The organism is Parabacteroides caecihominis, assembly GCF_023656785.1.
Classification (GTDB): Bacteria; Bacteroidota; Bacteroidia; order Bacteroidales; family Tannerellaceae; genus Parabacteroides; species Parabacteroides segnis.
In genome coordinates, this window is record NZ_JAMOKS010000003.1 from 54,945 (window position 1) to 79,017 (window position 24,073).

The window sequence follows — 24,073 nt, forward strand, 5'->3', positions numbered from 1 at the left end:
TATTAATATATTAAACGTTTTATCCAACTATCAAAGTCATACTTAATCAATATTTCATTTGGAATAGAATAAATAGGTCGATTCATAAACTCCTTAATTTGGCTCCAATTATCCATACCTATTATAAAGATATTATCAGGATGATAAAAATCCGCTTTCAATAGATTCTTTTGAGTTGTTATCAGTTTCTTTTTTAAAAATAATGCCTCCATTACCCTCAATGTCATACCCTCCTGTCCATCTTGTAACACATCTAATACAGCATCTGATACAGATAAATACTCCAAATATTCTTGATATGACAAAAGAGGCAACCGTTGAGCAACAGATTTTTTTTCATCAACAACATGAAAATAAGAAGTTAATCCCATTATATTTAACTTTTGTTGTATCTCATCCAATTTTTCTTTTCTACCCTTATCCAACCCACAAAAAAAAACAGATCTATGTCTCATTGAATTTGAGGGCAATTCCAACTCTTTAAAATAATAAGTTGTATTAAAATGCAAATTATAGCGTTGACAGTCTAAGGGATCAAAAGACCACAACTCACATCCAAGATGCCTTATTTTATCAGGATGAATACAACGGATAACCGGATTCCAATACCAAATAATTACTTTTTGATAATCATGTTTTCGTGAAGATACATATTTAATCAAATCAAAATTATTTCGATACGCATAAATTATAATAACAGAATACTGTTCTAACCTATTTTGCCAATCCTCATAAAAAAAAGAACAACTTTTTTTTAAATAATTCGCCATTATTTTTCGAACAATCCGTTTCCATAAACAAATCGATTTATACTGCTTATTTACAACAATATTACTGTGCAAAGACATCAACTTTTGAAACAGAGGGAAAGTATTATCTAATATTAGGTACATCAATTCTAATACAAAATAGGAATTATTTTTTATAATTTATCCAACCCGGTGCCATTTTAGCAGCGACAGCCCATTGATTGAGAGTATCCATATAAACTTGATTTCCATCCAACAGTAAAACATACTCCTCATCACCCAACTTTTGCTTTGCTGCGCTTAGCAAAGGAATGCAATCAACATCAAGCGAAAACAATTTTCCCGCAACGATATCCATCAGATAGGAATTATTTGAGAATGCAATCACCCCCAATGGCAAAGGCTCCGGATTAAGTGGTCCATCCCCTTGTCCACAGATTATTCCATCGCACAAATTATAAATTTCGCGTTGTTTTTCATTAGACAGAGTTCCATCTATTTTGCCATACTCCACTATAAGATTTAAATCCATAACCATTCTCCATACTGTATCATTTCCATACCAACCAGCTCCCAAATTTTGTTCATTAGTCGGAAAAGATAATTTCCAAAAGGCCGTTGACATACGAGTAAAGCATCTATAAAAAGGTTTGCCAATACGTCGATTAGCTGTATCTAAACACCATTCTGAACATGAACGAAGTAGATTATACTTCGGATAACAATCACCTCCATATCCCTTTGCTCCTAATCTGTGATGAGGTAGATAATCTTTATCTCCGTTCATACCTACTAAAATTTTCATTGCATTTGTAAGACCAGCTTTTTGGTGCGTTTTGATTTTTGGCAAAGTAATTACGACATCGGCATCAAAAACGTCTCTTGCAATACAATATTTATGTACACCTTTTCGATGAGAAGTAGCTAATCTATCTGGATTGTAATTTGTTACTCTAAATCTATTCTCATTTGTAGTAATTGGTTCTAAATAACTTTGAGCTCCTACATCAAAAACTACATAATGGTCTAGTGTTATCCTTTCCTTTTGAAGCTTATTACAGGCAATATCTATAACTGTTCGACGAAAATCTTTAATTTGAATATCAATGCCATATTTTAATGACAAACTTTTGACTTTATCAAGAAAGTAAGATGAAAGCAAGTGTTCCCATTGGCATCCTTGTATTGGAGCATCAGCAATAAGAATTGATTTCGGTGATAATTTTAAAAATACAACTAAAACTGCTAAAATAAAATCTTCATTCGTACATAAACAAAACTCATCAGTTACTCTGATATTATGTCTCACCCAATTAGGCTTTAGTAATATTTTTTTCCCTCGAATATTTGACGGAAGAATGAAAGGTTCTATTAATCTTTCAATTTTTGCTATCAACAACTCTTCATCACTATATATAGAACACATATTTGCTAAGGTTAAATCCTCACGTAAACTATACACAGTAGAAATATTGACTAAATTTCCCATATTCTATAATATTTGTTCTATCATCCAGTCTTGAGGAGTAAAAGGCTCCTCATGCCATTGCATATCATCAGTCCAATATCCTGGACACTTGTCATAACCGTACATAGAAAAACCGTAACTAATCTCCACAATTAAAGGTTCAGAGTTCCTATATACAAAATCGTAAGCAATACATTGTGAATGTATTCTCTTATTCACCTCAAATGCAATTTGAACACAACATTCATCCTGCTCATTCTTTTCATAAACAATATAACCACTACCTGAGGCGCGGAAATCATCTTTTCTACAAAGTCGTTTAATGGAAAAAGCTTTATTGGCAATAATAATAACACGAATATCGTATAAATTATTTGGTACAAAATCTTGAAAATAAACATATCCTTTTTCACGGCCATGCATACGTGAATAAACAGTGGGAACAAACAAACGAATAAATCCTTTCAATACATTCATAAAAGAACCTTTCCGTAAACAATAATTTCGATAAGCTTCTTTTATGTAGACACTCCCACTGTTTTGTAAAAAACCACGTCTAAATGCTTTATTTACTAAATGTCTTGCTTCAGATTTGCTATAAACAAGTCGCACATTAAAAGAACCTGCACCGCCACGTAACTTAAAAACTTTTGGAAAAACTGTTGTCTCAATCCAATCAAGTGCATCATTTTTTGAATAAAACACATAAGATGGAACAACTGGTGCCTCAATAGCTTCCAACAAATATTTTTGCCCTACCTTATCATCAAAATGCCACGTCGTATTAAAATCCGGAAATACTTTCTTCCCTGTTTCTTGCAAAGAATAAAGAAGTTGTTTCGCAAATAATACATCCTTGTAATTCGCATGGTGATGATGCCACATAAATGCCGTACAACCAGATACTTGTTCAACTATATCTGTATCATAAGCATTCACTATTTTGTAAGGAATATTATGCTCCTTGCAATAAGCAATCCATCGTACCGAAAAGCTATTTGGAGTATGGTGAATCGCTATCATTACATTGTCGTTACAGTCGTCCATCTACTGATTCCTTTTTATAGATTCCCTTCACATCAAATACGACAGCATTTTCTTTTGTCAAAGAAGAGAAATCCAATGACTGAAAGTTCTCATGAGCTACTGCTAACACCACAGCATCATACTTCTCCTTAGGAAACTTATTAGTTATTTCAATCTCATATTCATGTTTCACTATAACCGGATTAGCCCATGGATCATATACCGTAATATTCACATTATATTCTTTCAATGCATTATAAATATCTATTACCTTCGTATTACGAACATCCGGACAATTTTCTTTAAATGTAAAACCAAGTATTAAAAGATTAGAGTCCAATACTTGAATTCCTTTCTTCAACATTAGTTTCACGACTTGATTAGCCACGTATTCGCCCATCCCGTCATTCATCCGACGACCTGCAAGAATTATTTCCGGATTATAACCATAAGCCTGCGCACATTGAGCTAAATAATAAGGGTCCACACCTATGCAATGCCCTCCTACCAAACCCGGTTTAAACGGCAGGAAGTTCCACTTTGTGCTTGCTGCTTCCAGCACATCTTGAGTATCAATACCCATACGGGTGAAGATCTTGGATAATTCATTCACAAAAGCAATATTGATATCACGTTGTGAATTTTCAATTACTTTTGCAGCCTCAGCAACTTTTATAGTTGGTGCCAAATGAGTACCGGCACTTATTACAGAAGCATAAACTTCATTTACTTTTTTTCCGATTTCAATAGTAGAACCAGATGTTACTTTTTTGATTTTCTCTACTGTATGTAATTTATCACCCGGATTAATACGTTCTGGACTATAACCAGCAAAGAAATCAACATTAAATTTTAAACCGGAAACTTTCTCCACTACCGGAATACATTCATCCTCAGTCACACCCGGATATACAGTTGACTCATATACTACAATATCACCTTTAGAAATCACTTTCCCCACAGTATTACTTGCATTATACAACGGAGTCAGATCAGGATTATGATTCTGATCCACAGGTGTAGGAACTGCTACTACATAGAAATTACATTCACGAATATCCTCAATATCAGCCGTACATTTAAAACCATTAGCTATTGCTGATTGTAACAATTCATCTGAAACTTCCAATGTTGCATCATGTCCTGCCATCAAAGCATCTACACGAGCCTGATTCATATCAAAACCTACTGTTTTATATTTTGTCGAGAATAAACGAGCCAAAGGAAGTCCTACATAACCAAGACCGATTACGGCTATTTTCACTATATCCATAAGATTTTTAGTATTTATATGATAAAAAATGATTCAAAAAAAGAAGATGAAAAATATCAGATATTCTCCCAATACCATTTGACAGCCTCTTTCAGGCCATCACGCATACTAAATTTAGGATTATAACCAAGTAGGGTTTTGGCCTTGTCAATGCAAGCTAATGAATGAGGGATATCCCCCAATCGATTCGGACCATGAAAGATTTCAACCTTTGCAATCTCAGAATCATATTTACTCAAGCATTCTCTCAAATATTCCACTAATTGATTCAACGTTGTACGCTCACCATAGGCTGTATTATATACTTGATTCACTGCTTCTGGATTGGATGTAGTCATGGCAAGCATATTCATTTGAATGACATTGTCAATATAAGTAAAATCACGACTGTACTCACCATCCCCATTAATAACAGGACTTTCGTGTGCCATCAATTTTTTTACAAACAGAGGTATAACCGCAGCATAAGCCCCAAACGGATCTTGTCGGCGACCGAACACATTGAAATAACGCAAACCGATACATTCCATGCCATACGTACGAGCAAATACATCTGCATATAATTCATTGACATATTTAGTAATAGCATAAGGAGAAAGAGGTTTTCCTATTATTTCTTCTACTTTAGGTAAAGATTTACTATCACCATAAGTAGAAGAACTAGCTGCATATATAAAACGTTTTACTTTGCCATCACGGGCAGCAATGAGCATATTTAAAAAACCGCTGATATTTACGGCATTAGTTGTAGCCGGATCCTTAATAGAACGAGGAACAGACCCCAAAGCAGCTTCATGTAATACATAATCTACATCTTCCACAGCCTTACGACAATCCTCTATATTACGAATATCACCAACTATTAATTTTAACGTTGCTGGATATTTATCTAACAGAGGAAGAAGATTTTCAATTTTCCCTGTTGCAAAATTATCCAAACAAACAACACGATAATTATGGGCTAACAAATGTTCACACAAGTTCGAACCGATAAATCCGGCTGCACCTGTCACTAATACAGATTGCATCATAAAGCTACTCAATTTTTAGAAAAATAGTTAGTACTCTATTTAAAACATATCTCTATTTTAGGAGACTCTAGCAGTGCACTAGCAGAGATACGTAAAATAATAAATGACTTATTAATACTGAGATAGGATTAATCCTATATTCAAGGACCTAAAAGCACAATAATCCCTACACCCGTTAAATATATTTGTGAAAACTTCCAGCTAGTTTTCAGATATCCCTTTTCGCAAGATTATTGTCTATCTGGTAATTCCCCATTCTTAGTAAAGGCAAACGCTTCTTTCCAAAACTTGTAGAGGTAATTAAGTTCTTTCATCAGATAAGCGCTTTGTTCTACCGAATTCTTGACCAGTTCTGTTGTGAGATTCACATCCGAACTTAAATTTTTCAGATTTGACACCTACAAGTCCAACTTTTCAAATTCCGAATTCTGACTCTTAAACTCAGGAACAAAGCTTTTCATTTTTCTTACCATGTCTACAATTTCTACATTCAAGGACAGTTTTGACAAAATTTCAATACAACCTTCAACATCTTGATAGTTATATTCTCTAACATCAGCAATTCGAATTTTTTCATGGAGAGTCTCCTTCGTATTTTCCTTATGACTCAAAAGCTCCTCATACAATTTCTCACCTGGACGTAATCCTGTATACTCTATCTCAATATCCTTTCCAACCTTCATACCTGAAAGTTCTATCATTCGCTGAGCTAAATCAGCAATCTTCACAGGTTGTCCCATATCAAATACAAAGATCTCTCCTCCATTCCCCATCGTACCTGCTTCCAAAACCAATCGACATGCCTCGGGAATAGTCATAAAATAACGAATTATTTCCGGATGGGTTACTGTTACTGGCCCTCCGTTATTAATCTGTTCACGGAAACGAGGTATGACAGAACCATTACTTCCCAAAACATTGCCGAAACGGGTCGTTATAAATTTTGTGCTACCTTGTACTTCACCTTTTATAATAGCCAAACTCAAACTCTGTACATAAATTTCAGCCAAACGTTTACTGCACCCCATAATATTAGTCGGATTCACAGCTTTATCCGTACTAATCATTACAAACTTTTCAACACCGTACTTTACAGCAGCGTCTGCAACCAACCGAGTCCCATAAACATTCACCCGTACAGCTTCACAAGGATTCTCCTCCATCAATGGTACATGCTTATAAGCTGCTGCATGAAACACAATATGAGGATGCCAAGTACGAAAAACATAATCCAACCGGTCTCCATTTCGAACATCTCCTATCACAGGTACAAAATTCAAGTTAGGAAATTTATCTTCCAACTCTAAACGCAAATTATGCATCGGAGTTTCAGCCGAATCAAAACAAATCAACTTACAAATAGGAAAATGTGCTAACTGACGACAAATCTCACTGCCAATACTTCCTGCAGCACCGGTAACCAGTATCACCTTATTTTCAAGCAAGCAAGCGATCTCCTGCATGTTGATCTGGATTTCTTCACGTCCTAACAAGTCTTCAATCTTTATATCACGGATAGATCGTTTTATCGCACCGTTATGGACCTCTTCCATCTCAGGAACGACCAAAGTATGCAAAGAGATCTGTTCACAAAAACGGATCAACCGATCTTTTTCTTGTTGTATAGTTTTGAGATTTGGAAAAAGTATACCGTCTAAAGAATTTCTGTTTACTAGCCGCAAAAGATCTTCGCGGGAAGCTATCTGATACACAGGCAATTCTGCTATACGGAAATTCCTTTTCTGTTTATTGAAAGTGAGAAAACCGGTAATACTGTAATCTTGCATAAAGATATGCCTTGTTGCTGTAGAAGCAATCATAACACTCTCATCTCCCGTTCCATAAACCAATACTTGTTTCCGCTTTTTCCCAAGCTGCAACAAAGCCATATTATATATGTTTATAATAAAAATACGGAATGTTACCAGCATTAGCATTGTAAGGACACAATCGATAAATAATCCGACCAGATAGACTTTCGGAGTAAACGAGGCTTTCAGAACCATGAGTAATATACATAAAACCACCGATTTCAATATAGCCACTCCCCAAATTCTCCATAAACCACGTAAAGTAGAATGACGGATCACACCGTGATAGACCTTAAAAGTAAAGAAAGCAATCAAACTTCCTACCAAAGAGGCAAAGCCTCCTTTTAAAATATCTTCCTGAGTATAGGAAACCCCTAGAAAGGACAATAGCCCTAATACACCTATTAATGAAACACTTAAAGATATGATCAGGTCAAAGCTGAAAATGATCCATCCATTGATATATCTCATTTTGGTAAAACGAGAGAAAAGGCGCTGCAAGCCTACGTAATGATTATTCATTTCCATTGGAAGAGTATAAATTAAAGTTAGTTTTGGAATTTTCCGAAAGACATAGGTATAGCTAATAACAGCTTTCGACCAGCCATTACCAGAACCTGCGGATTAACAAGATCAGAGAACAAGGAATAAATCACCAGAAAGGTGATTATCAAAAGATAGGACATTAATACTAGTTTATTTTTTACACAAAAAAGTTCGTCAGTCACATAGCTGCAACGACGATCGTGATTAAAAAATGATCCTTTTTAATCGCTGCAAAAGTATGTATTAATTTTCGAACAAACAAAATACAAAAAATTCATCAACCCTTGCCTAACAAGGTATAATGAAAAACATAACACTTAAAATTAACACAAAAAAACTACTTTGTAAAGGTGATAAAGAGAATCATTATTAGCAACTTTTTCCAATATTCACACAAAAATTCCAGAACCCGCATATATCATAGTATACAGACTTACAGAGACATACGGTATATAAATCAAATATTAAATCAGCCCCAATAAAAAACATGTCATGTCATAAAACAATTCATTTAACCATTCAAGAAGGTAGACCTGATTAGCCAAAACAAATTATTCTCTATTCATTACTTATTTAATATTTTTTACCAATCGGCTGTTATCTTGTGATTTACAGAAAAACACATTTCGGAGAAGAACTGAAAATTATGGCATCAATCACTTAGCTATTTCTTTTTTACGCATTCCAAAGTACTGATATTCAAGATTAAAATAAGGTAAACAGCTTCTAAATCGTGAACGATTCAGGGAGTCTTTTGTTTATTTAGCGAGCTAAACAAAGAACACATACCTCCGCTGAGGTGCAAGAGTAATTACCACCAGCAATAATCCGGTATGTTTTTATGTAAATACATTTTTCGACGGTTACAGTATGTGACTGACGAACATTGTCGTATAACTTAACTTAAAAGAACGCATGATATACCTCTTGATTTTAATAGCCTTTGTAATATCTATTATCTTTTCGATGCTGATTATTCCACGTATTCTTATCGTGGCTTTGACGAAAAGGTTATTCGATATTCCGGATGAAAGAAAAATACATACAGGAGCTGTCCCTCGGTTAGGAGGAATCTCTTTCGCCCCTATTATTCTGTTTACGCTGGCTTTTATCTCAGCTATCTCTTACCTGGGATACCTGCAAGGTCTGCCAATCCCTCCCAATATCATTTCACATGTCACACCTGATTTTTACCTGCTCACATGCGGGTTGATCCTGCTGTATCTGGCTGGCATTAAAGATGACCTGATCGGATTACATTATTCCACCAAATTTATCATACAGATACTGGCGGCTTCGCTATTGCCTCTATCCGGACTATGGCTCAATAACCTGTACGGATTATTCGGTATTCATGAACTACCGGCATGGCTGGGTATGCCGCTGACTATCTTCGTCATTGTTTTTATTTGCAATGCGATCAACCTGATCGACGGAATCGACGGGCTGGCTTCCGGTTTAAGTGGTGTCTCCCTGATGGTATTAGGGGTATTGTTCCTGCATAACCAGATGTGGACATATGCCACGCTGGCTTTCTCGACATTGGGAGTGTTGATCCCTTTCTTTTATTATAATGTATTCGGGCAGGTCGAACATGGAAGAAAGATATTTATGGGTGATACCGGCAGCCTGACTTTAGGGTATATCCTGGCTTTCCTCTGCATTCGTTATGCAGTGTATAACCCGGAGGTGACACCCTACTCCACCAGTGCGATCCTGGTTGCTTTCTCTACCCTGATCGTACCGATGTTCGATGTGATACGGGTGATGTTGATACGGTTCAGGAGCAATAAGGGGTTGTTCTCGCCGGATAAAAATCATATTCATCACAAATTTCTGAAAATGGGATGCAAACCGCATGGAGCTTTATTATATATACTTGGTATCTCTATATTTTTCAGTGGCTTAAATATCATACTCGCCCCTTTTGCCAATATAAATATTTTATTCTTAGCGGATATTATCCTATGGACAGTCCTTAATCTCTGTCTGGACAAACTTAAATGCATATAGAATTTATTTAACGAAAAGAAATTACTTAAAAGGTTTAATTGAATTATGAAAGCATGTTTTATGGGACTTGGCTATATTGGCCTCCCCACAGCAATTATAGCAGCCGAACACGGCATAAAAGTTATTGGTGTAGACATTAACCCGCAGGTTGTCGATATGACCAATCAAGGTTTAATCCATATTGTGGAACCCGGTTTACAGGAATTATGCGGGAAAGTAGTAACGTCCGGCCATCTGAAGGCTTCGGTAAAGCCGGAAACCAGTGATGTATACCTGGTCGTTGTCCCTACCCCGTTCAAAGGAAATCACGAACCGGATATTTCTTATGTGGAAACAGCAACCCGTTCGGTTATCCCCCTGCTGAAGGAAAATGACTTGTTCATCATCGAGTCTACTTCACCGGTAGGGACAACGGACAAGATGACTGATTTAATTTTCTCCCTCCGTCCGGAGCTGAAAGGGAAAATCTACATTGCCTATTGTCCGGAACGTGTATTACCGGGAAATGTCATTTATGAACTGGTCCATAACGATCGGGTCATCGGCGGGATCAACCCTGAATCGACGGAGAAAGCGATCGGGTTTTACAGCCGGTTCGTCAAAGGAACCCTGCACAAGACAAATGCTAAAACAGCGGAGATGTGCAAACTGACCGAAAACTCCTCCCGTGACGTACAGATCGCTTTCGCCAACGAACTGTCACTCATTTGCGACAAGGCCGGCATCAATGTTTGGGAACTGATCGAACTGGCCAACAAGCACCCGAGGGTTCATATCCTGCAACCGGGTTCCGGCGTAGGAGGCCATTGTATTGCCGTCGATCCTTATTTCATTACGGCTGAGTTTCCCTATGAATCGCAATTGATAGCGAAAGCCCGTGAGATCAATAACTACAAGGCTTTCTGGTGTGCCGAAAAAGTAGAGAATGCCATGCTTAAGTTCGAACTGGAACATAACCGGAAGCCAGTCGTTGCCATGATGGGACTGGCTTTCAAACCCGATATCGACGATCTGCGGGAATCGCCAGCCAAGTATATCACGACAAAAGTCATGCAAAGCCGTAACAATGCAGATATTCTCGTGGTGGAACCGAATGTTCGTGAGCACAAAATATTCAAACTCACCAACTACAAAGAGGCATACGAAAAAGCCGACATAATCGTCTTCCTGGTAGCTCATAAGGAGTTCAAGGAGTTACCCAGGAAAGAGAATAAGGTGATATTGGATTTTTGCGGGATATATAAAAAATGATGGTTAAATCAAGAACACAAAGGAGCATACAAAACGTTCGGATAGCATTGATTTATTATTTTATCAATCTAATAATCAGCTTTATATCCCGTAAGATCTTCATTGAATATCTGGGAACAGAAATTTTAGGGCTGAACACGACTGTCGTCAATCTCCTTCAATTCTTAAATCTTGCGGAACTTGGTATCGGGGCAGCAATATCCTATACCCTCTATCAACCACTAGCAGATAATAATAGAGACAAGATCTGTGAGATAGTTTCAGTACAAGGATACATGTACCGCAAAATTGCAGGATTTGTAATTTTGGGTTCATTTATCCTTATGTGTTTCTTTCCATTCATTTTTGCCAAAACCCAGCTACCTTTATGGTATGCTTACGGCACATTTTTCGTATTACTAACCAGTTCACTGGCCAGCTACTATTTTAACTATCGTCAGATAGTATTGACTGCCGATCAGAAAGACTACAAAATTACGATCCATGTAAAAAGTATTACCATCATCAAGTCCGTTCTACAAATCCTGGCAATAGTTTATTTGTCTGACGGATATGTATGGTGGTTACTTTTGGAATTCATAGCCGTAATTTTTACAACAATCTCCGTAAATCTTCTGCTAAGACGGGAATACCCCTGGTTATCTGCCCGGGTAAAAACAGGCAAAGAGTTAAAAGGAAAATATTCAGAAATCATAAAAAAGACAAAACAACTATTTTTCCATAAAGTGGGAGGATATGTACTTACCCAAACAAGTCCTTTGGTCATATATGCTTACACTTCCCTGACACTGGTAGCCGTTTATGGGAACTATATGTTGATCATCATGGGGATTATGGCATTACTTGCCGCCATATTCAACAGCATAGGAGCCGGAGTAGGGAACCTGGTCGCATCAAGTGATAAAGATCATATTCTGAATGTATTCGAAGAATTATTCTGTTCTCGTTTTTTATTTGTCGGAACAGCCTGTTATTGTGTTTATCGATTGGCACCCACTTTTATTACTTTATGGGTCGGGCCGGAATATCAACTTGATAATTTATCGCTGATACTAATGGTTGCAATCATGTATATAAACCTGATCCGTACAGTTGTCGATTCATTTATCAATGCTTATGGCCTATTCCAAGATATCTGGGCACCAATTGCTGAAGCGATATTAAATATAGGACTATCCGTTCTGTTTGGATATTGGTGGGGAATACCAGGTATACTTTGCGGTGTCTTGATCAGTTTACTTCTGATCGTTTTTACCTGGAAACCTATATTCCTGTTCCGAAAGGGATTCAAGACTTCCATTAGCAATTATATTTACTTATATATCAAATCGATTATATCGTTACTATTTACAACGGTTATAGTACTCTATATTTCCAACTATATCAACCTTAACCCCGCTTCTTCTTATATTAACTTTATATTGTATGCATCATTGACCGGAAGCTTGTATCTCATTCTTTTACTGATACCGCTATATCTTTTTAATAAAGGAACCAGAGATTTTGTAAAAAGAATCACACGCATAAAACTGTATCCCTTCGATCGATTTTAACCATGTACCTATATCTGATTTTCATACTATTGCTCGCCGGTAGTTTTCTCGAAATCTTCGACAGCAAAAGACAAGGGACCGCTCAAATTATTTATTATCTTACACTCTCTATCCTATTCCTGTTATCTTTTCTCAGATGGGAAAGAGGCACCGATTGGAGCGGATATTATGACTATTTCAGTAATATATATGACCTTGATTTTTCCAACAATTTCGAAAACGGATTCATATTTCTGAATTATTGTATCCATTACCTGTTCAACAGCTACACTGTTCTATTATTTATTTTAGCTGCTATACAATATTTTTTTATATCGAAAGCTATACGGTATTTATCCATATATCCTGTATTAAGTCTGCTTTGCTATTTTTCTGTCACAAAAGGAGGGATATTCTTTGTACGACAATATATAGCCCTGGCAATTCTGATGTATTCCATCAGGTACGTAATAGAAAAAAAAATATATATGTTCCTTTTTGCTGTTATTATAGCTTGCATGATCCATCGTACAGCGTTACTATTTCTACCGGTGTATTTCATCTTCGATAAAGACATTAAAATAAAATATTATATAATTATATTGCTGGTACTAATTCCGATGGCTTTTTATATATCAACAGTTTTTGATTCTATCAGTACAGGTTTGGTCAACTCGATCATTGAAAATAAAATCAATAACTATATTGATAAAAGCGCTTCCGGAGAAACTTATGGAGTAGAATTATCCAAATCAACTATATTAATCAGGGGAGTAATAAAACGGGGATTTATCATTTTGCTATATTTTCTGTTTATGAGAGAAGAACTATCAAATAATAATATCACACGGGGACTATTCAATATATATATTTTCGGAACCTGCTTATACATATTGCTTACTCCCCTATCAGAACAACTAAGCCGGGTTTGTCTGTATTTTGATATATTCGATATTTTCCTGTTCCCACTATTACTGGAGAAGCAAGAAAGATGGAATAAATTATTATTCTTCAGCCTGATAATAACCTTTTCATTCATCAGATTACATAGTTCTATCGAACTTCGAAAAGAATTATTTATTCCTTATAAGTCTATATTCAATAAAGAACAAATCGTAGAAATCGGTTAAAATAATATCTAATGAAAGTATTATATATTTCAAGAGTCAATCCTTTTATCAATGGAGGAGGTCCTTTCGCTTCAAGAGCCTACATTGATGCCTTTATGGAACTATCGGAACATTTCACATTAATGATCGCCGATAACTGTATCGTACCTGATAATTATAAACAATCGACCGATATTGTATATGTCCCCAAACGTCCTTTCAAGGAGAAGTTATTGTTCCCATTTACTGGCAGGCTACATCGTTTTATTCCTTTTATCTATGATTATTGGCAAAACATTAATGAAGGTAGGTTCGATACAGTTGTCTTAAATGGAGGTGTACTGGCAGGAGACATGGTAGATTTTTTCAAAAGTAAAAAGTTAAAAGTGATAACTATTCACCATAATGTAGAACGCCGGTACCACAAAGATAACAAGACTATTGAATCTTTTGGCGGATTGTATGCCGGCTATATAAACAAAAATGAAAAAAAGGCTTTATTAAACAGCGATTTGAACCTATCTATCAGTAATGATGACATTCAGGAGTTCAAAGATATATATGATTTGCCTGAAAATATCCGGTTGAAATACCTCGGGTGTTTCGAAAATAAAGAAAGAAGGACAGAAAAGATCCTTTTGCAACCGGACAATTGCACATTAGCCATAACCGGGAGTCTGCACGACTATCAGACAGAAGATGGTATAACCCACTTTCTGAAAGAACTTTATACACCAATTATCTGTAAATATCCGGATATCAATATTATAATAGCCGGCAGAAACCCCGGAAAAAAACTAATAGAAAAATGTAAACGCTCTAATATAGAACTGATAGCTAATCCAGAAAATATGGATGCAGTTATAAAAAAATCATCTGTCTATATAGCTCCGGCACGGTTGGGTAGCGGACTTAAACTACGCGTCATGGATGGATTAAGAAACGGCAAAGCCATACTGACTCATCCTACTTCAGCAAAGGGTTACGATCTTTTTCATAACAAAGACTATTTTAAACAATATCATTCCGTAGAAGACTTTATGGAAAAATTAGATTATTTATTAAACAATCAGTTTAATCCTCTCTGTATCAAAACAGACTATGAGAAATATTTTTCATTCCTAAGTGGATTGGAAAGGCTTAAAGTAATATTAAATGAAGAATTGAATAATGAAAGTACTATATATAAATCCTAATATAAATCATCACAAATTACCATTTTATGATGCATTGAGAAATATCTATGGTCAGGATAATGTTATTTATGCGACTCCTTTGATTCATGAAGAAAATCGAATAAAAATGGGATTTGACAGTTACCAGCAAGAAAATTGGCTTTATCACATACAGCCTTCTAATTTTACTGAATTTTCAAACCTTTTTTACGAAGCGGATATAGTCCTATGCAGTATAAGAGATTATTATCGGTTAATGGAGAAACGTTTACAAAGCGGTAAACTGACATTCTATTTTTCAGAACGATGGTTTAAGGAAGGGATTGGGAAATTTCGTTTACTGCATCCTAAAATTCTCAATCTTGTATACCAATTTAGAAAATTATCTACTTATCCGAATTTCTTCTATTTGGCACAAGGAGAGTATGCCGCATATGATTTTAATTATCTGGGTATTTGTAAGAATCGCATTTTCAGTTTCGGATATTTTACATCTATCAATCAAACAGTTAGAGGCAACCATTTGCTTCCAAAAGAGAAAATTAACCTATTATGGTGCGGAAGGATGCTAAAATTGAAAAGGGTCGATTTATTAATCAAGGCATTCTGTGATCTGCAAGAGAAAAATAACAACATTCATTTAACCCTCGTTGGCAATGGTCCTGCTTCTAACTATTTAATAAAATATTTACATAAACATGCCCTCCCTTCAAATTATACGCTATATGATTTCCTTCCGGTTGCCGAAGTTCGATATTTGATGCAGCAGGCTGATATATATGTACTACCGAGTAACGGACATGAAGGATGGGGGGCCGTCATCAATGAAGCAATGGCAGAATCATGTGCAATAGTAGGGAGCAACAAGATTGGCGCCGTCAAAAGCATGTTGTCTCATGGCATAAATGCGATGATTTTTCCGTCAGGGAATCTACAGGCACTAAAAGAATGTATATCATCCCTAACAGGAGATCCTATACTATTGGCTAAGTTAAAAAAAGAATCCAACGCATTAGTTAACAATCTTTGGTCTGCTTCTACCGCTGCTTTCAGATTCTCTATGGTCGTTGATGCCATATTGAATAAGGAGGATTATAATATATATCAGGAAGGTGTAATGAAATTATTAAAGTATGATAGTAATAAGATTATATAGGATCGGAAATTTACTGCATAGAAAATCATGGTTCAGATTAGCTAAGCTGGTGTCTTACCTAAATCGGTTTTTGTTTGCTGTATGGCTACCTTCTTCCGCAAAGATTGGCCGCAATTTTAAGCTTGGATATGGCGGGCTAGGTGTTGTCATTCATAAAGATGCTATAATCGGAGATAATGTTTTAATTGCCCAGAATGTAACAATAGGGAGAAATTTTGGTGATAAAAAAGTACCCGTCATAGGTAATGATGTTTATATAGGTACAGGTTCCGTTATTTTTGGAGAGATAACTATTGGAAATAATGTCATTATTGGTTCCAATACATTAGTCAATAAAAGCATACCTGATAATACGACAGTTGTAGGCAACCCGATGAAGATTATTCAAAGTAACCGTATCAAAAAATATTATGAATTAGACACCAAAACAGATCCATGTAAAAAAACAGTTTTGAAGAATCATTAAATGAGATATCTTATATTATACTATAATACAATACGTTTTCTAAAGTTCAAACAACTATTCTTTCAGTTTTGGTACAGAGGTAAACGATTAGTATGGAAAATATTCCGATTTCGATATTCTTTTGATCATACTAAAGAAGGATTTCCTCTACATATTATAGATTTCATACATAAATATATTAGTGCAGAAGGGATAAATTCTTTTCACTTTTTAAACAAAACCTCAGAATTTACAATTTGGGATGACGAACGACATGGAAAATTATGGTCATACAATTTGAATTATATGGATTTTCTTCTTCAAGATAATTTATCTTTACAGAAGAAATTTTATTGGATCAATAAATTTATAATTGATTTAAAATCTAACAAGAATGGATTAGAACCGTATCCTATAGCCCTGCGTGGTGTAAACTGGATAAAGTTTTTTTCCAAATATTCTCTATTAATTCCTCCCGAAAACACAAAAAATTGGAATACATCATTATATAACCAATATAGAATTTTATCTGATAACCTTGAATATCACTTATTAGGCAACCATTTATTAGAAGATGCATTTTCTTTGTTGTGGGCCGCACTTTATTTTAAAGACAACTTTTTTTATGAACAGGCCACACAATTATTATATAGTGAATTGGAAGAACAAATACTTCCAGATGGTGCACATTATGAACTAACTCCGATGTACCATGAAATATTGCTGGACCGTTTACTTGATTGCATCAATGCCGCTAAATATAATATGCGGTTCGATCAACAGAAATACATTGTAAAATATATGGAATCAAAAGCTATAAAAATGCTCGGATGGCTAGAAGCTATCATCTATACTGATGGTTCCATGCCTTTATTCAATGACAGCACTTATGGTGTAGCTCCAATAGCCAGGGATTTGTTTCTGTATGCTAAACGACTGGGATTAACTTGGTCAAAAGAAAATTTGAAGGAATCCGGTTATCGAAAATTTGAATCTTCCGGATTTGAAATGATTCTGGATGTCGGTAACATCGGTCCGGACTACATTCCCGGACATGCTCATGCCGACACTTTCAACTATGAATTACGGATCGATGGGAAACCTTTCATCATCGACTCTGGTATCTCGACCTACGAGAAAAACGTACGGCGACAATATGAACGTGAGACACAGGCGCATAATACGGTTCGGGTTGCAGGTCAAAGCTCCAGTAATGTCTGGGGAGGTTTCCGAGTTGCCCAACGGGCTAAAATCACTTACCTGAAAGAGGAGCACAACAGTATTACTGCCCGCCATAACGGATTCAGGCAACTGGGTGTCGAACACCAACGGCAATTTAATATGAAAAACCGGGAGATTATGATTGAAGACCAGCTTATACCCGCCAAAGGAGCAAAAGGGATCAACTATATACATCTACATCCCGATGTCACGATTCTATCGGTCAATACCGATTCAGTAAAGACAGACCGTGGAACCATATCCTTTTCCGGGGCGGACAAAGTATGGATTGAATCCTGCGAGATCGCTTTTGAATATAATAAACTGATTCCGACAAAAAAAATATGCCTGGCTTTTACCAACCAAATGCAATATACAATCAGGCATAACATCCAATAAACATTTATCACTAATGAAAATCTTATTTTTAACTGATAATTTTCCGCCGGAAGTGAATGCTCCGGCCACCCGGACTTACGAACATTGTAAAGAATGGGTAAAACAAGGGGAAGAAGTCACGGTCATCACCTGTACTCCTAATTTTCCTCAGGGAAAAGTATATACAGGATACCGTAACCGCCTCTATCAAAAAGAAATAATGGATGATATCCGTGTAATACGAGTATGGAGTTACATCACCGCAAACGAAGGCTTTCTGAAACGGACACTCGACTATATCAGTTTCTCCGTTACTTCTTTCTTTGCCGGGTTATTTCAACAGGCAGATATAATCATTGCCACCTCCCCCCAATTTTTCACTGCCTTGTCGGGACGTACCCTTTCTTTCTGGAAAAGAAAACCCTGGATCATGGAAGTCCGCGATCTATGGCCCGAATCCATCAAAACAGTCGGTGCTATGAAAGAAAATCCTATAATCCGCTTTCTGGAATGGGAGGAAAAAAGATGTTACCGCTCTGCCAAAAAAATCGTCGTTGTAACGGACTCATTCAAAAAGAAGTTAAGCGAAAAAGGTATTCCTCCCCAAAAGATAGAAATTATAAAAAACGGGGTAAACAGGGAACTGTTCACTCCCATGCCTAAAGATCAAGAATTACTTGAACAGCTGGATTTAAAAGATAAAACAATCATCGGTTATATCGGCACTCACGGAATGGCTCACAAACTGGATTTTATCCTTGAATGTGCGGCCGGGATGGAAGGGAAAAACAACTATCACTTCCTGTTTCTGGGAACCGGAGCCGAGAAGAGTAAACTGCTGAAACTAAAAGAGAATTTAGGAATCAAAAATGTTACGATGCTCGATCCGGTATCCAAGCAGGATGTAAAAAGATACATTTCCATCCTTGATGTTGCATTGATCAATTTGCGTAAATCAAATTTATTCACGACAGTCATTCCTTCAAAAATCTTTGAAAATGCAGGCATGGAAATACCGATCCTGATGGGAGTGGACGGAGAGGCACGTCAGATAGTCGAGTCGTACGAAGCCGGATTATGTTTCGAACCCGAATCAAAAGAAGACTTCGAGCGTCAACTCGACAGGCTCCTCTCCGATCCTTTCTTATATAAACAATGTAAAGCCGGATGCAGAAAACTTGCACACGATTTTGACAGAAAAGTACTCTCCGGACAAATGCTGAATATAATAAAAGAAACAAAATGAAAAAGATTATGCTAGTCTTCGGCACACGCCCCGAAGCAATAAAAATGGCTCCGTTAATCAACGAATTTCAGAAACATCCTCATCTGTTCCAAACAGTCGTTTGTGTTACCGGACAACACCGGGAGATGTTGGACCAGGTCCTTCGCATCTTTGACATACATCCTGATTATGACCTGAATATTATGAAGCAGGGACAGGACCTGTATGACGTTACAGCCCGCGTACTTACCGGAATGAGAGATGTGCTGAAAGAATCCCGTCCCGATCTGGTACTGGTACACGGCGACACAACCACGTCGACAGCGGCAGCACTGGCTGCTTTTTACCAGCAGATACCGGTCGGACATATAGAAGCCGGATTACGGACACATAATATATACAGTCCCTGGCCGGAAGAAATGAACCGGCAACTGACCGGTAGAATAGCATCTTATCACTTCGCTCCGACAGCTTTAAGCAAAAAAAATCTATTGAAGGAAGGAATAGATGAGAAGCTGATTACAGTAACAGGCAACACTGTCATAGATGCCTTGTATCACGTAGTCTCAGAAATAAAAAACAAGGATGAACTGAAGCAACTACTTGCCAGTGAACTGGAAAAGTCCGGTTATAAAACCTCCCGCCTGTCAAAACAAAGTAACCGGAAATTGGTTTTAATAACAGGTCATCGCCGGGAAAACTTCGGTAACGGTTTTATTTCTATGTGCAAAGCGCTCAAAACATTAGCAATCAAATACCCGGACATAGACTTTGTCTATCCGATGCACCTTAATCCGAACGTCAGGAAGCCGATAAAGAGTGTGTTTGGAGATATCCGTCTGCCAAATCTATTCTTCATCGAACCATTGGAATATCTGCCATTCGTCTACCTGATGGAACAGTCTGCTATTGTATTGACAGATAGCGGCGGTATTCAGGAAGAAGCACCCGGACTGGGAAAACCGGTCCTGGTAATGCGCGATACCACTGAACGTCCGGAAGCGTTAGACGCCGGAACTGTAAAACTGGTAGGAACAGATTTTATCAGGATACTCGACGAAACATCCCGGTTAATTGAGGATAAAAAATATTACGACCAAATGAGTAAAGCCGTGAATCCTTATGGAGACGGTTTGGCTTGCCAACGAATTGTTACTAAAATAAAAGAGATTCTATGAAGACTTTAAACAAATGCATTCTTTGTTTCTTTTGCTCATTGTACTCTATCTTGGCAATAGCCCAGGTTCCGCAGGAGTTACTTGATAAGGCCAAGGCTGCCGGCATGACAGAAGAACAGATACAACAGGAAATTACCAAACGTTTAAACAGTAGCGGGACGAAACAGTCAGTAATCCCGGCCAGCGAACAACCGGTAACCGACCGGATCATGATAACAAATGAGATCCCTCCTATCGACATACAACGGAAAGATAACACCTCTGAAGACAGTCTAAAAAACCAGGTCTTCGGACGTGAGATATTTTCCAATAAGAACCTGTCTTTTGAACCGAATATGAATATGCCTACTCCCAGAAATTATCCATTGTCAGCCGGTGATGAAGTACTTATTGATGTATGGGGAGATTCGGAGTTAAACCTGAAGCTGACTTTATCACCCGAAGGAACGATCATCATCCCCAATGTAGGGCCAGTCGCTTTAAGCGGGCTGACAATCGAAGAAGCTGAAAACCGGATCAAGCAGGAGTTGGGAAAAATCATGTGGAACCTGGTAGACGGAAAAGAGCCTAATACATTTGTCTCGGTCGGGTTAGGAAAAATCCGGAGTATTAAAGTAAATATTGTAGGAGAAGCGATTGCACCGGGTACCTACACCTTATCTTCGCTTGCCTCCTTGTTCAATGCTTTATACGCAGCAGGTGGGGTGAACGACATCGGTTCCCTCCGTAATATCCGGGTATATCGTAATAATAAGGAAATAGCCAATCTGGATGTATACGATTATCTGCTTAACGGAAAATATGATACCAATATCCGGTTGGAAGACAATGATATGATTATTATCGAACCCTACGAGCAACTGGTTAACACACACGGGAAAATAAAACGTAACCGTACATTCGAACTCCGTAAAGGAGAGACATTGGAAGACCTGCTGAAAATGGCAGGGGGATTCACCGGAGACGCTTTTACAGAAGACGTGACAATCAAACGGAAATCAGGTTCCCGTTATCAGATTGCTACCGTAACCGCTGAAGAATTTCCTACATTTGTCCTTCAGGACGGCGACTCCCTGTTGGTAGACTCCGTAATCCCTTTTTATGACAACCGGATCACGATTACCGGTTCCGTATGGCGTCCCGGAGAATATGAATTAAGCCCGAAAGTTCATACTGTCAAACAATTGATCAAACAGGCGGCCGGGCTAAAAGGGGATGAGTTCATAGGCAGGGCGCATCTTACCCGTCTGAATCCCGACTTCACCAGTACGGTTATTGCCATAGATATACAAGGTATAATGAACGGGGAAATCCCGGACATGGAATTACAGAAAGAAGACAAATTATATATACCTTCTTTATTTGAACTCCGGGAACCTTATACCGTCAAAGTCGGCGGAGCAGTCAATAACCCGGACACAGTCATTCCTTTCAGTAAAAATATGACGGTGGAAGATGCCATCATTCTAGCCGGAGGACTACAAGAATCCGCCTCGACAATCAATGTTGAAGTAGCCCGCCGGATCAAGGATCCTACAGCTGATAAAAGTACGAACCAGGTTTCCAAAGTATATACTGTTGCATTGAGCGATGAACTACAACTGCCATCCAAATCATCCGGAGCCCATGCTGATACACTTTTTACTCTTGAACCGTTCGACGAAGTTTTCGTCCGTTTCTCTCCGGGATATGAAAAACAGGAAGTCGTAAAAGTAAATGGGGAAGTCACTTTTGCCGGCGACTATGCTTTACCTTATAAAAACACACGCCTGAGTGATATTATCGCTCAATCGGGAGGAGTAACTCCGGATGCTTATGTGAGAGGAGCCAGTTTAAAACGCCAGTTGACGGAAGATGAAATCCGCCAGGTGGAAACATTGTTGCAACTAAGTAATAACAACAAGCAGAGTAAGGATTCTATCGCCCTGTCGCTTACCAATATAAAGAACTATTCTGTCGGAATAGACTTACAACAGGCACTTGCCCACCCGAAAAGTACCTACGACCTGGTTCTCCGTGACGGGGATATCATTTATATACCTCAGTTGCAGAGTACAGTGAAAATCAGCGGGGCCGTTACCTATCCGAACAGTATCACATATACCAAAGGAATGTCCGTCCGCGATTGCCTGTCACAGGCCGGAGGATATAACGATACTTCCCGCAAATATCCGATTGTAATTTATATGAACGGAAAAGTAGCGACCACCCGTAAAGTTGGTATTTTCTTTAAACGTTATCCAAAGATCGAGCCTGGTTGTGAAATAGTCGTTCCAAGTAAAAGCCAACGCGACAGAAGGGCGAACCTGGCTGAAATACTCAGCATCACAAGTTCTACGACTTCTATCGCTGCCATGTTGACTTCATTGATAAATTCTCTCAAATAAACTTTGTAGTAAAGGATGATAAACAAGAGTGAAAAAAAGACTGATAAGACAGAACTGGATATAGATATTATAGCCGTTATACAGTTCTTATGGTCAAAAAGAAAACTATTTCTGAAGAGTAGCGGAATAGCAGCGATTATAGGACTTGTCATTGCATTCAGTATCCCGAAAGAGTACACCACAACCGTCAAACTGATGCCCGAAACAAACAATACGGCAAGTAAGATGGGGAATCTCGGAGGACTGGCAGCCATGGCTGGAATAGATATAAACAGCGGAAACAGCCAGGATGCTATTTCACCCGAAGTTTATCCGGATATTGTTCACAGTACTCCGTTTCTTCTGGAACTTTTCCCTCAGGAAGTAACGAATAAGAAGAAAACGTTGAAAATGTCTCTGTTCAATTATCTGAAAGGACATCAGAAAGAGGCATGGTGGAATCTGATCATACAAGCCCCGCTGAAAGGTATCTCCTATCTCGTCGAAATGCTGGGAGATGAAGATAACCAGCCAGACAAGATAGATCCTTTTTTTCTTACCAAAGAGCAAAAAGATATCATAAAGAAATTACAGGAACGGATATCGATCTTTGTAGATAAGAAAACACAGGTAGTAACCGTTTCCGTCCGGATGCAGGATCCGGTTATCTCAGCACGAGTAACAGATAATGTAGTGGAAAAATTAAAAAAATATATCACCAACTACCGGACACAAAAAGCGAAAAAGGATCTGGAATTTACAGAGAAAGTACTAAAAGAGGCTCAGGATGCTTACTATAAAGCCCAACAAACGTATGCCGCATTTGAAGACGGTAATAAAAATATCGTTTCAGCCAGTTACCGGACAGAGTTAGAACGGTTGAAAAATGAGATGACACTGACATTCAATGTCTATAACACATTAGCACAAAAACAGGAACAGGATAAATTGCGGGTACAGGAACAAACACCTGTCTATACCATTATAGAACCGGCTTCCGTCCCCCTGAAAGCTTCAGCACCTAAAAAAGTACTGATCCTTATCGGTTGTATTTTTCTTGACCTGATAGCAATAAGCGGATATGTACTGATCAGAGACAGGCAAATATTCTGATCAGTAC

General features: G+C 37.6%; 18 protein-coding genes. 12 read left to right on the forward strand and 6 right to left on the reverse strand.

The features are described from left to right. Positions 1 to 2: 2 nt before the first annotated feature. The 6 genes from NBH14_RS02770 to NBH14_RS02795 form a co-directional block, all read right to left on the reverse strand. Positions 3 to 893, reverse strand: coding sequence for a WaaS/CpsH family glycosyltransferase (locus NBH14_RS02770; RefSeq protein ID WP_480342930.1), 891 nt, complete (start codon positions 891 to 893; stop codon positions 3 to 5). A 22-nt stretch (positions 894 to 915) separates the two neighbouring features. Continuing rightward, a complete protein-coding gene (locus NBH14_RS02775; RefSeq protein ID WP_186958825.1) occupies positions 916 to 2,238 on the reverse strand; it encodes a DUF362 domain-containing protein in 1,323 nt (440 codons plus the stop codon). A gap of 3 nt (positions 2,239 to 2,241) precedes the next feature. Further along, the gene (locus NBH14_RS02780; protein ID WP_222622083.1) at positions 2,242 to 3,264 is read right to left on the reverse strand and encodes an ATP-grasp domain-containing protein; all 1,023 of its coding nucleotides are present in this window, start codon (positions 3,262 to 3,264) and stop codon (positions 2,242 to 2,244) included. Next, entirely contained in the window at positions 3,251 to 4,516 is a 1,266-nt protein-coding gene (locus NBH14_RS02785; protein WP_186958824.1) for a nucleotide sugar dehydrogenase, read from the reverse strand. The genes NBH14_RS02780 and NBH14_RS02785 overlap by 14 nt, the downstream gene beginning before the upstream one ends. A gap of 56 nt (positions 4,517 to 4,572) precedes the next feature. Then, a complete protein-coding gene (locus tag NBH14_RS02790; RefSeq protein WP_186958867.1) occupies positions 4,573 to 5,544 on the reverse strand; it encodes an SDR family oxidoreductase in 972 nt (323 codons plus the stop codon). Between the two features lie 401 nt (positions 5,545 to 5,945). Continuing rightward, positions 5,946 to 7,886: a polysaccharide biosynthesis protein gene (locus NBH14_RS02795; RefSeq protein WP_186958823.1), complete on the reverse strand. Its 1,941-nt coding sequence runs from the start codon at positions 7,884 to 7,886 to the stop codon at positions 5,946 to 5,948. Between the two features lie 933 nt (positions 7,887 to 8,819). Between NBH14_RS02795 and NBH14_RS02800 the strand changes: the two genes are divergently transcribed. Genes NBH14_RS02800 through NBH14_RS02855 form a run of 12 tightly spaced genes read left to right on the forward strand, consistent with a single transcriptional unit; the run spans position 8,820 to position 24,066 of the window. After that, on the forward strand, positions 8,820 to 9,917 hold the full coding sequence (locus tag NBH14_RS02800) for an MraY family glycosyltransferase (RefSeq protein WP_186958822.1): 1,098 nt from the start codon (positions 8,820 to 8,822) through the stop codon (positions 9,915 to 9,917). A gap of 45 nt (positions 9,918 to 9,962) precedes the next feature. Beyond that, the gene (gene wecC, locus NBH14_RS02805) at positions 9,963 to 11,168 is read left to right on the forward strand and encodes a UDP-N-acetyl-D-mannosamine dehydrogenase (RefSeq protein ID WP_186958821.1); all 1,206 of its coding nucleotides are present in this window, start codon (positions 9,963 to 9,965) and stop codon (positions 11,166 to 11,168) included. After that, entirely contained in the window at positions 11,168 to 12,721 is a 1,554-nt protein-coding gene (locus NBH14_RS02810) for a lipopolysaccharide biosynthesis protein (protein ID WP_186958820.1), read from the forward strand. Before wecC ends, NBH14_RS02810 begins: the two co-directional genes overlap by 1 nt. A gap of 2 nt (positions 12,722 to 12,723) precedes the next feature. Further along, positions 12,724 to 13,830 (forward strand): EpsG family protein, encoded by a 1,107-nt coding sequence (locus NBH14_RS02815; protein WP_010800081.1) that lies wholly within the window; start codon positions 12,724 to 12,726, stop codon positions 13,828 to 13,830. Between the two features lie 11 nt (positions 13,831 to 13,841). Beyond that, positions 13,842 to 15,005, forward strand: coding sequence for a glycosyltransferase (locus tag NBH14_RS02820; protein ID WP_186958819.1), 1,164 nt, complete (start codon positions 13,842 to 13,844; stop codon positions 15,003 to 15,005). Beyond that, positions 14,980 to 16,140, forward strand: coding sequence for a glycosyltransferase family 4 protein (locus NBH14_RS02825; RefSeq protein WP_186958818.1), 1,161 nt, complete (start codon positions 14,980 to 14,982; stop codon positions 16,138 to 16,140). The genes NBH14_RS02820 and NBH14_RS02825 overlap by 26 nt, the downstream gene beginning before the upstream one ends. After that, positions 16,118 to 16,606 carry a serine O-acetyltransferase gene (locus NBH14_RS02830; protein ID WP_186958817.1) on the forward strand — a complete coding sequence of 163 codons (489 nt, stop codon included), beginning with the start codon at positions 16,118 to 16,120 and terminating at the stop codon, positions 16,604 to 16,606. Before NBH14_RS02825 ends, NBH14_RS02830 begins: the two co-directional genes overlap by 23 nt. Further along, the gene (locus NBH14_RS02835) at positions 16,607 to 18,205 is read left to right on the forward strand and encodes a heparinase II/III domain-containing protein (protein WP_186958816.1); all 1,599 of its coding nucleotides are present in this window, start codon (positions 16,607 to 16,609) and stop codon (positions 18,203 to 18,205) included. 13 nt (positions 18,206 to 18,218) lie between these two features. Further along, positions 18,219 to 19,430 carry a glycosyltransferase family 4 protein gene (locus NBH14_RS02840; RefSeq protein WP_186958815.1) on the forward strand — a complete coding sequence of 404 codons (1,212 nt, stop codon included), beginning with the start codon at positions 18,219 to 18,221 and terminating at the stop codon, positions 19,428 to 19,430. Further along, complete coding sequence (wecB, locus tag NBH14_RS02845) at positions 19,427 to 20,587, forward strand: non-hydrolyzing UDP-N-acetylglucosamine 2-epimerase (protein WP_186958814.1); 1,161 nt, start codon at positions 19,427 to 19,429, stop codon at positions 20,585 to 20,587. The genes NBH14_RS02840 and wecB overlap by 4 nt, the downstream gene beginning before the upstream one ends. Then, the gene (locus NBH14_RS02850) at positions 20,584 to 22,974 is read left to right on the forward strand and encodes an SLBB domain-containing protein (RefSeq protein ID WP_186958813.1); all 2,391 of its coding nucleotides are present in this window, start codon (positions 20,584 to 20,586) and stop codon (positions 22,972 to 22,974) included. Before wecB ends, NBH14_RS02850 begins: the two co-directional genes overlap by 4 nt. 15 nt (positions 22,975 to 22,989) lie before the next feature. Continuing rightward, positions 22,990 to 24,066, forward strand: coding sequence for a GNVR domain-containing protein (locus tag NBH14_RS02855; protein ID WP_186958812.1), 1,077 nt, complete (start codon positions 22,990 to 22,992; stop codon positions 24,064 to 24,066). Positions 24,067 to 24,073 lie beyond the last annotated feature (7 nt).